Below are 9,290 nucleotides of genomic sequence, written 5' to 3'. Positions count from 1 at the left end.
CTGCTTTCTTGGGATGTTCTGGACGTGGCCTAATATTTCGCCAACCATGGCGCTTCAAGAGTTGATAAAAGGCATCACGTGTGTAGGAAGAACCTAACTCCTTTGTATAAGCCTGAAATAAGGCATCAATTGTAACAAATTCTCCTGCCTCTGCAGCCTTCAAATGACGGGCAAGAAAGGCTTTCTCTTCCTCAATTGTCATATATGCATGGTTACGACCACCACGTGTTTCTTGAAGGAGAGAATCGCGTCCGAACTCCTCATATTTTTTTACAGTTGGCCAAATCGTTGTTTGATTACAGCCTAAAAGCTCTATAATCTCTTTATAAGATTTACCCATCAGACGAAATAGAACGATTTGAAGGCGTTTATGATATTTAGCTGTACTAGAGTCTTTTAAAAGTGTTTTGATAGCTTGGATTTCTTCTTTAGTTGATTTCATATTACTACTATATAATGCTTTTTTATTTTAGCTTAGTATGAGTGTCCTTGTTCACGTCTTTCTTTTCCCACATGAAGAGAGTTCTGACGCCAACATCAAAAACCTTGGCTGCCTCGACATGGCTGTGCCCCTCTTTGATGTAATCTAATTCTCGATGTTTAAAATCTGTACTATATGCCATAGCTTTATTATAACATGCTTGTTTGAAACTAAGAAAATATCAAAACTCCATAATTGTTTTTCTAAAATACAGCTTTCAAATATCCTTAAATATAATAGACTTCCTGTGAAACAAAAATATGATACAATAAAATTATGAAGCAAGTAAACAACTAACTGATACACGATTTAAGCTCCTTGTTGCTGTTCAGCGCACGACTTTTGAAGAGATGTTAGCTGTATTGAAAACAGCTTATCAAGGTAAACACGCAAAAGGGGGACGAAAACCTAAACTAAGCCTAGAATACCTTCTTATGGCGACTTCAATATGTGCGAGAATATCGAACTTATGAACAAATTGCGGCTGATTTTGGTATCCACGAAAGCAACTTAACCCATCGGAGTCAATGGGTTGAAGTAACTCTTGTTCAAAGTGGTTTTACGATTTCAAGACCTCCTCTCAGTTCTGAGGACACGGTAATGATTGATGCGACGGAAGTAAAAATCCATCGCCTTAAAAAACAATTAGCGAATTATTCTGGTAAAAAGAAATGCCACGCTATGAAGGCTCAAGCGATTGTCACAAGTCAAGGGAGAATTGTTTCTTTGGAGATCACTGTGAACTATTGTCATGATATGAAGTTGTTCAAAATGAGTCGCAGAAATATCGGACAAGCTGGTAAAATCTTGGCTGACAGTGGTTATCAAGGGCTCATGAAGATATATCCTCAAGCACAAACTCCACGTAAATCCAGCAAACTCAAGCCGCTAACAGCTGAAGAGAAAGCCTGTAACCATGCGCTATCTAAGGAGAGAAGCAAGGTTGAGAACATCTTTGCCAAAGTAAAAACGTTTAAAATGTTTTCAACAACCTATCGAAATCATCGTAAACGCTTCGGATTACGAATGAATTTGATTGTTGGTATTATCAATCATGAACTAGGATTCTAGTTTTGCAGGAAGTCTAGTATAAAATACGGACTAATCAAGATAAAAGAATAGTGAATCATAAAAATCGATTTACTAGATACCATAGTATCTTATAGTTGCTAATAAGAAGTTAGTCTAGCAGAATGAACCTCTCATTTCTCCCCTACTAGTCCGTAATTCGTTGATACATTTCTGGTCTTCTATCTCGAAACAAGCCCCAGTTTAGGCGTTCACTTGCTCCCTTGTCTAGGTCATAAGTAGCTAACAGAACAGCTTCTTCTTGTCTTTCAGCTCGTTCTAGAATAGCTCCTGTTTCATCCGTCATAAAGGAGGAACCGTAGAAGTCAAGACTGGAACTCTGTCCGCCATTTTCCTCACTAGGCGTGACCTCTTCCAATCCATAACGATTGGCTGAGATGACTGGAACAATATTTGCTGCTGCGTGTCCTTGCATGGTACGTTGCCAATGACCAAAACTATCCGTATCTAAAATTGGCTCTGAACCAATGGCTGTAGGATAAAAGAGCAATTCAGCACCATTTAACGCAAGACAGCGGGCTGTTTCAGGGAACCATTGATCCCAACAGATACCGATCCCGATCTTGGCATAGAGAGTATCCCAGACCTTGAAACCTGTGTTGCCAGGTGTGAAATAAAATTTTTCTTGATAATAATGGTCATCTGGTATGTGGGTCTTTCGATAAACACCCAGCACCTCACCATCTGCATCAATGACGGCAATAGAGTTATACAAGACATTACCATCTTTTTCATAGAAACTGATTGGTAAAACGACCTTTAGCTCCTTGGCAATGGTTTTAAAATGCTGAATAGCTGTATTGTCTGTCACCGACTGGGCATGCTGGTAGTAGTCATACTGACGTTCCTGACAGAAATAGGGACGTTCAAACAACTCTGGTAAGAGAATGATTTGAGCGCCTTGTTCTGTAGCCTGACGTACTAAGCGCTCCGCTGTTTGAATATTTGTTGCCACATCCTTGGCGCATTGCATCTGAATGGCTGCAACTCTTACATTTCTCATCTTTTTCTCCTATTCTGGGATTTGTTGGGTGATACAGTGGATATTGCCACCACCTAAGAGAATATCTCTGGCTGGAATTCCGACAACTTTACGGTCTGGGAAACACTCACTGAGAATATCTAAGGCTACTTGGTCGTTTTTATCTTGAAACTGAGGAACTAGGACAGCCTTGTTGGCAATATAAAAGTTTACGTAGGAAGCTGCTAGTCGTTCACCTGCGTATCGCTCTTCTTCTCCTTCTTCATAGATGTAGCCTGGCAAATCCTCTTCGGTTACAACTTGATGAAGAGCTGGAATTGGAAGTTTATGAATAGTGAAGTGACGACCTTTTGCATCTGTTTCTTGCTCTAAGAATTCGAGATCTGCTTTTGACATGGCATACTGGGGATCATTTTCGTCATCTGTCCAAGCCAAAACAAGCTCAGCAGGACCAACAAAGGCAGCAACATTATCGACGTGTTCATTGGTTTCATCCTGATAAATACCATAAGGAAGCCAAATAACTTTTTCAGCACCAAGACTTTCTAATAATGTGTTTTCAATCTCCTCTTTAGTCAAGTTAGGATTGCGACCAGGACTAAGCAAGCAACTTTCAGTTACGAGAATAGTTCCTTGACCATCGCTATGGATTGCGCCTCCTTCCAGTACAAAAGGTTTAGCATCATAGACAGGCCTTTCCAAGGCCTCAGCAAAACGACTGGCTACTTGGTCATCCTCTTCATAATCTTGATAAAGACCATCATAGGTGCCTCCCCAAGCATTGAAGGCCCAATCCACGGCTAATTTCTGGCCTTCATCATTGACAAGAATAGTCGGACCTGTATCACGCGCCCAGGCATCATTGGTGGGAATGTCTAAATAAACAACCTTGTCTCCAAGATAGGATTGGGCTTCAGATAGATAGGCCTGCTCCACCAAAAGATAGACTCTTTCCCCTTCTGCTATGGTCTCGATGATCTGAGTAAATGCTGCTTTAGCAGCTTTTCCTTGAAAGGGCCATGAACCTGGTCGAGTCGGCCATATCATGAGAGTACCATGGTGGGTTTCATACTCTGCTGGCATACGATAGCCTAATTTTTTGGGACTGTCCATCATGATAATCTCCCTTTAAAGTCTTGATAGCCAAAAGCTTTGAGTAAGCTACAGTCTCCCTGTTCGTCCATGAGATAGAGACTTGGCAATCCAATACCATTAAAGGTATTATTTTTGACAAAAGAATAAATGGCCATGTCTTGAAAATAAAGTCTGTCTCCGATTTGGACTGGATTTTCAAAACTATAATCACCAATCACATCGCCCGTCAGACAGGTATTAGAAGAAAGTCTGTAGGTATGGGCTTTTTCCTGTGCCTCAAAGCCATTTCTCAAAGGTGGACGATAGGGCATCTCAAGTACATCAGGCATATGGCAGGTCGCAGAGGCGTCTAAAACCAAGATTTCCATACCGTTTTCTACAATATCTAATACCTCAGTTGCTAAATAACCCGCATTAAGCGCAATGGCTTCACCAGGCTCGATATAGATTTCAAGATTGTAAGTTTTTCGGATACGCTTGATTTCTGAAATCAGCAAATCCACATCGTAACCTTCTCTTGTAATATGATGACCACCACCCATATTGAGCCATTTTACCTCATGTAAGTAGGGACCAAACTGTTCTTCTACTGCTTTCAAAGTTGTTTGTAAATCATCTGCTCCCTGCTCGCAAAGGGTATGAAAATGAAGTCCGTCAACCAAATCTAGCAAATCACTCGGAATCTTGTCTATAGTAACTCCAAAGCGAGAACCTGGTGCACAAGGGTCATAGAGCGCGTGATCTCCTTGAGTTGAACACTGAGGGTTGAGGCGCAAACCAACACTGACACCAGCCTCTCGACAACGCGGACCGTGTTTACGCAACTGTCTCTCTGAGTTAAAGACGATATGGTCCGTTATCTCTAGCAATTCCTCCAAGTCTGCATCCTTGAAAGCAGGCGCAAATACATGGACTTCACCAGGAAATTCTTCCCTTGCCAATTTGGCCTCATAGAGTCCACTAGCTGTCGTACCTGATAGATACTGGCTAATCAAGGGATAAGTTTTGTAGAGGGAATATGCCTTCTGGGCAAGCAAGACCTTGCAACCGGCCTCTTCTTGTACATATTGTAGAATGCGGCAATTAGCTTCTAACTTGGCCAAGTCAATAACATAGGCTGGTGTTGGTACTTGTTCTAACTTCATTAGTCCACCATTTGTGGATTTTCAACCACAACCCATGGCAAACCATACTCATTCAAAGCTTCCATGAATGGATCTGGATCTAACTCCTCAAGGTTATACACTCCAGCTTGTTTCCAAGTTCCGTTCATGACTAATTTTGTCCCAATCATGGCTGGAACTCCTGTCGTGTATGAAATTGCTTGTGACCCGACTTCTGCATAGCACTCTTGATGGTCGCAAACATTGTAGATGTAGATAGTCTTTTCAACGCCATCTTTGACACCTGTAAAGATACATCCAATATTGGTTTTTCCGACTGTACGTGGCCCAAGACTGGCAGGGGCTGGAAGCAAGGCTTTTAAGAATTGAATCGGAACGATGTCTTGTCCATTGAAGTTAATGGTATCCGTACGAAGGAGTCCTACATTTTCAAGACATTTCATATGTGTCAAGTAAGATTGACCAAAAGTCATAAAGAAACGAATGCGTTTGACTCCAGGAATGTTCTTGGCCAGCGATTCAATTTCTTCATGGTGAAGGAGATACATATCTTTTTGTCCAACTTGAGGGAAATCATACTCACGCTTGATAGACATAGCTTCGACTTCGACCCATTTCCCATCTTCCCAGTAAGAACCTGACGCAGAAACCTCACGGAGATTAATTTCTGGATTAAAGTTGGTTGCAAATGGATAACCGTGGTCACCGCCATTACAGTCTAAAATGTCGATATAATGGATTTCATCAAAATAGTGTTTGAGGGCATAAGCTGAAAAGACACTAGTTACACCTGGGTCAAAACCAGAACCAAGAAGAGCAGTCAAGCCTGCTTCTTTGAATTTCTCTTGATAAGCCCACTGCCATGAGTAGTCAAAGTAGGCTGTAAAACCAAGTTCCTTACAACGTTTTTCGTAGATAGCACGCCACTCAGGGTCTTCTGTGTCTTCTGCTTCGTAGTTGGCTGTATCGATATAGTGAACACCTGTTGCCAAACAAGCATCCATAATGGTTAAATCTTGATAAGGCAGAGCTACATTCAAAACAGCTTCTGGTTTGTAGCTTTCAATCAGGGCAATCACTTCTTCAACCTTGTCAGCATCAAGTGCTGCAGTTTCAATTTTAGTACTTGTTTTGCCTTCTAGCTTCGCTTTCAAGTCATCGCATTTTGACTTGGTACGGCTAGCAATCATAATCTCTGTAAATGTTTCGCTATCTTGACAAATCTTTGAAATAGCAACTTGGGCAACGCCCCCACAACCAATAACTAGTAAACGACTCATTTTTTTCCTTCCTCTTCTTCTAAAATGTCCTCAACATACTTGGGCAACATAAAGGATCCCACGTGTAAGTTTGCAGTGTAGTATTCTGTGAAAAGCTGGCGTTTTTTCCAACCTTCCTTGTCAAAATCTTTGACAGGGTGGTATTTTTTCGATGCAAATCCAAACAACCAATAGCCAGCTGGGCTAGTTGGAATATGGGCCTGATAAACCCGACTGATTGGAAAGGCTTGATTGACCTTGCGGTGCATGCTTCGGCAGGCCGACTCATCCTCGTCAAAGAAGGGACTCCCATGCTGGTAAATCATGATGCCGTCTTCCTTCAGAGCTCGATAACTATTGCCGTAGAATTCCTTGGTAAAGAGTCCTTCCGTATGGCCAAATGGATCTGTCGCATCGTTGATGATAATATCGTAATCATCTTCGCAGTTTCGCAAAAAGCGTAGCCCATTTTGGTAGTAAATGGTAACACGAGGATCATCTAGCCCTGCAGCAAAGTCTGGGAAATACTCACGACAGACCTCGACCAACATCTCATCCGGTTCCACGATATCGATTTGTTCCAGTTCAGGATAGAGTGTTAATACTTGGGCAACACCGCCGTCACCACCCCCAATAACCAATACTTTCTTTGGATTTGGGTGGACAGCCATGGGAACGTGAACGGTCATTTCATTGTAGACGAAATCATCCGCATCTGAGAACAAGACATGGCCATTTAAAATCAGTATTTTCCCAAAAGCTGGCGTATCCAAGACTTCGATATCCTGCCATTCACTTTTTCCAGCGTAAAGTTGCTTGGCTGTTCTCAGAGACAATTTGACATCTGGAGTATGAACTTCAGAAAACCATAAATCCATCTATTTCTCCTTTCTCTTAATGACGTTGATGTGATTGACCTCTGGATCTTCCGTCCCTTGGAGGGAGCAACCACGTTCCTTGGCAAATTGGATATAGTCGACAATTTCTCGTGTAATGCGTTCGCCAGGAGCCAAGATAGGAATCCCTGGAGGATAGCACATGACAAATTCTCCACAGACCTGTCCAACAGACTCATCTAAGGTCAAACTTTTTCTCTCTGAATAGAAGGCTTCCTGAGGAGATAACACCAACTCGGGCTGGATATATTCTCCTGCTATCAAGTCCTTCCCATCTCGTGAGTAGAGTCTCTTGATATCAGCAAGAGCACCGACCAAGCGCTCGATGTCTTGGATGCGGTCACCAATCGAAATATAGGCCAAGATATTGCCAATATCACCAAACTCAATCTGAATGTCGTATTCGTCTCGTAGGAAGTCATAAACCTCGATACCTGTTAAGCCAATACCCTGAGTGTAAACTGACAGCTTGGTTACATCAAAATCACAGACCGACACACCATCTATTAACTCTTTTGAGTAGGCATAGTAGCCACCTATGGCATTGATTTCACGACGAGCGTACTCGGATAGCTCAATGACCTTCTCAAACGACTCTTTACCACGAAGGGCCAAGTTGCGACGTGAAATATCCAAACTAGCCATCAACAGGTAAGAAGCAGATGTTGATTGGGTCAGGTTGATGATCTGACGAACGTATTCAGAATTCATCTGCTCCCCGATAAGTAAAATGGAGCTTTGGGTCAAACTCCCACCAGACTTATGCATGGAAACTGCTGCCATATCAGCCCCTGCATCCATAGCAGAAATTGGAAGTTTATCAGTGAAATGCAAATGCGCTCCGTGGGCTTCATCTACTAAAACCATCATGCCAGCTTCATGAGCCATTTCCGTTAAACCTTTAAGATCTGAACAGATGCCGTAGTAAGTGGGATTGTTAATCAAAATGGCCTTGGCATCTGGATGGTCCTTTATGGCCTTGGCTACTCGGTCATTTTCAAGACCTAAAGCGATACCAATCTTAGGATCCACACTCATCTCGATATAGATGGGAATGGCACCACATAGAACCAGCGCATTGATAGCAGATTTATGGACATTACGTGGCAGAATAATCTTATCTCCAGCCTTGCAGGTTGACAGAATCATAGTCTGCACCGATGAAGTTGTTCCACCAATCATGAGAAAAGCATGGGTTGCTCCAAAAGCATCAGCTGTCAGCTCCTCTGCATCCCGAATAATCGAAATGGGGTGACCAAGATTATCCAAGGGTTTCATCGAATTAACATCAATGCCAACACATTTTTCACCTAACAGTTCGACAAGTTCTGGATTTCCTCGTCCACGCTTGTGACCTGGAACATCAAAGGGAACAATCCTTTTCTTGCGTAACTTCACCAAAGCCTCATAAATTGGGGCTTGGTTTTGATCTAACTTCTTCAAGACTTACTCCTTTACCGTATTTTTAGTGCCTCAAGAAGATAAAGGCGACTAAAGGTTGACTCATGAAAAAAGAGCAGGTTTCCACCTGCTCTGCAATCTTCTGACGTTTTTATGTTTGTTTCTGTTGAGTATGTCTGTTCCCGATGTTTCCTAACTCTCTAGTAGCAAATATTACGTACTTTATTGATCGTTTCACAAGATGACGTGTGCTTTCACCACACTAAAAATTTATGAATTAGGACAAGTGTCCTAACATCAACTTATAAAAGTAGGCTTTTAACCCTATCAATAATGTGGTTTTTCAACCACGCTTCGGCATTCAACCCTGCCTGTCCGTAGGCATTTTTTACTCGGGTTTATATTTGCTAGAAAACATCATCTCATTTTCTAAGCTTTATTACTATATCATGTTTTTAAGAACTTGTAAAGCCTTTTACGAAAAAAATATAAAAAGTTCGCAAAATAGTTGGATTTTATTTGATTTAATACTCATTATGCCAAATTTCAAGTTCAAGTTAGCCATGAAGAAGTCTTCTCTGGGTGATTTGTAGTTCAAGCATTTTTTAGGATAGTTATTAATCCAATTTTAGATGAATGTGACTTCTTTGGGAGTCGTTTCCTTAGTTCCCTTAGGTAACCATCTACGAATGAGGCTGTTGTGATTCTCATCAGTTCCCCTTTCCCAAGAGGCATAGGGGTGCGCATAATAGATATGTTCCTCAGAAAATACATCAGACAAGCGGTTAAATTCTGTACCATTATCTGCCGTGATGGAAAGAATTTGATGTTGTTTTAAGATGAGTTTTAAAGCCTGATTGACCGCCTCAGCACTTTTATTTGGAATCAATCGGATAATTTGATGCCTAGTCCTTCGATCAGTTAAGACCAGTAAACAATAATTTTTCACTCTTGTAAGCAGAA

The 9,290-nt window shown here is 41.6% G+C and carries 7 protein-coding genes and 3 pseudogenes; 1 reads left to right on the top strand and 9 read right to left on the bottom strand.

The window, feature by feature from the left end; all coding sequences use genetic code 11:
- Window positions 1-442 (bottom strand): winged helix-turn-helix domain-containing protein (locus tag HT688_RS08135; RefSeq protein WP_172923694.1); only part of this gene is annotated, 442 nt, incomplete at its 3' end.
- Window positions 443-483: 41 nt separating this feature from the next.
- Window positions 484-623: pseudogene (locus tag HT688_RS08130) on the bottom strand (IS630 transposase-related protein); the annotation flags it as partial.
- Between the two features lie 130 nt (window positions 624-753).
- On the opposite strand from HT688_RS08130, the pseudogene HT688_RS08125 reads away from it, so the two are divergent.
- Window positions 754-1,552: pseudogene (locus tag HT688_RS08125) on the top strand (IS5 family transposase); the annotation flags it as partial.
- A gap of 145 nt (window positions 1,553-1,697) precedes the next feature.
- Here HT688_RS08125 and aguB read toward each other — a convergent pair.
- The 7 genes and pseudogenes from aguB to HT688_RS08090 all read right to left on the bottom strand — a co-directional run.
- Window positions 1,698-2,573, bottom strand: a complete 876-nt coding sequence (gene aguB, locus HT688_RS08120; protein ID WP_050208470.1) for an N-carbamoylputrescine amidase — start codon at window positions 2,571-2,573, stop codon at window positions 1,698-1,700.
- Between the two features lie 9 nt (window positions 2,574-2,582).
- Entirely contained in the window at window positions 2,583-3,668 is a 1,086-nt protein-coding gene (aguA, locus tag HT688_RS08115) for an agmatine deiminase (protein WP_050208467.1), read from the bottom strand.
- Window positions 3,665-4,792, bottom strand: a complete 1,128-nt coding sequence (gene nspC / locus HT688_RS08110; protein WP_016399312.1) for a carboxynorspermidine decarboxylase — start codon at window positions 4,790-4,792, stop codon at window positions 3,665-3,667. Before nspC ends, aguA begins: the two co-directional genes overlap by 4 nt.
- Window positions 4,792-6,051 carry a saccharopine dehydrogenase family protein gene (locus HT688_RS08105; RefSeq protein ID WP_050208464.1) on the bottom strand — a complete coding sequence of 420 codons (1,260 nt, stop codon included), beginning with the start codon at window positions 6,049-6,051 and terminating at the stop codon, window positions 4,792-4,794. Before HT688_RS08105 ends, nspC begins: the two co-directional genes overlap by 1 nt.
- Complete coding sequence (gene speE, locus HT688_RS08100) at window positions 6,048-6,908, bottom strand: polyamine aminopropyltransferase (RefSeq protein ID WP_000366717.1); 861 nt, start codon at window positions 6,906-6,908, stop codon at window positions 6,048-6,050. The genes HT688_RS08105 and speE overlap by 4 nt, the downstream gene beginning before the upstream one ends.
- Window positions 6,909-8,369: an aminotransferase class I/II-fold pyridoxal phosphate-dependent enzyme gene (locus HT688_RS08095; protein ID WP_050208461.1), complete on the bottom strand. Its 1,461-nt coding sequence runs from the start codon at window positions 8,367-8,369 to the stop codon at window positions 6,909-6,911. It lies immediately after the preceding gene.
- Between the two features lie 589 nt (window positions 8,370-8,958).
- Window positions 8,959-9,290: pseudogene (locus HT688_RS08090) on the bottom strand (IS30 family transposase); the annotation flags it as partial.

Source organism: Streptococcus sp. 1559 (genome assembly GCF_013276735.1).
Taxonomy (GTDB): domain Bacteria; phylum Bacillota; class Bacilli; order Lactobacillales; family Streptococcaceae; genus Streptococcus; species Streptococcus pseudopneumoniae.
This window is presented reverse-complemented; position numbering and strand designations above follow the sequence as displayed.

What these genes read in the sequence shown, in the direction of transcription:
- nspC (WP_016399312.1), bottom strand. Translation starts at nt 4,792, where the DNA reads ATGAAGTTAGAACAAGTACCAACACCAGCCTATGTTATTGACTTGGCC.
- speE (WP_000366717.1), bottom strand. Translation starts at nt 6,908, where the DNA reads ATGGATTTATGGTTTTCTGAAGTTCATACTCCAGATGTCAAATTGTCT.
- HT688_RS08105 (WP_050208464.1), bottom strand. Translation starts at nt 6,051, where the DNA reads ATGAGTCGTTTACTAGTTATTGGTTGTGGGGGCGTTGCCCAAGTTGCT.
- aguA (WP_050208467.1), bottom strand. Translation starts at nt 3,668, where the DNA reads ATGATGGACAGTCCCAAAAAATTAGGCTATCGTATGCCAGCAGAGTAT.
- aguB (WP_050208470.1), bottom strand. Translation starts at nt 2,573, where the DNA reads ATGAGAAATGTAAGAGTTGCAGCCATTCAGATGCAATGCGCCAAGGAT.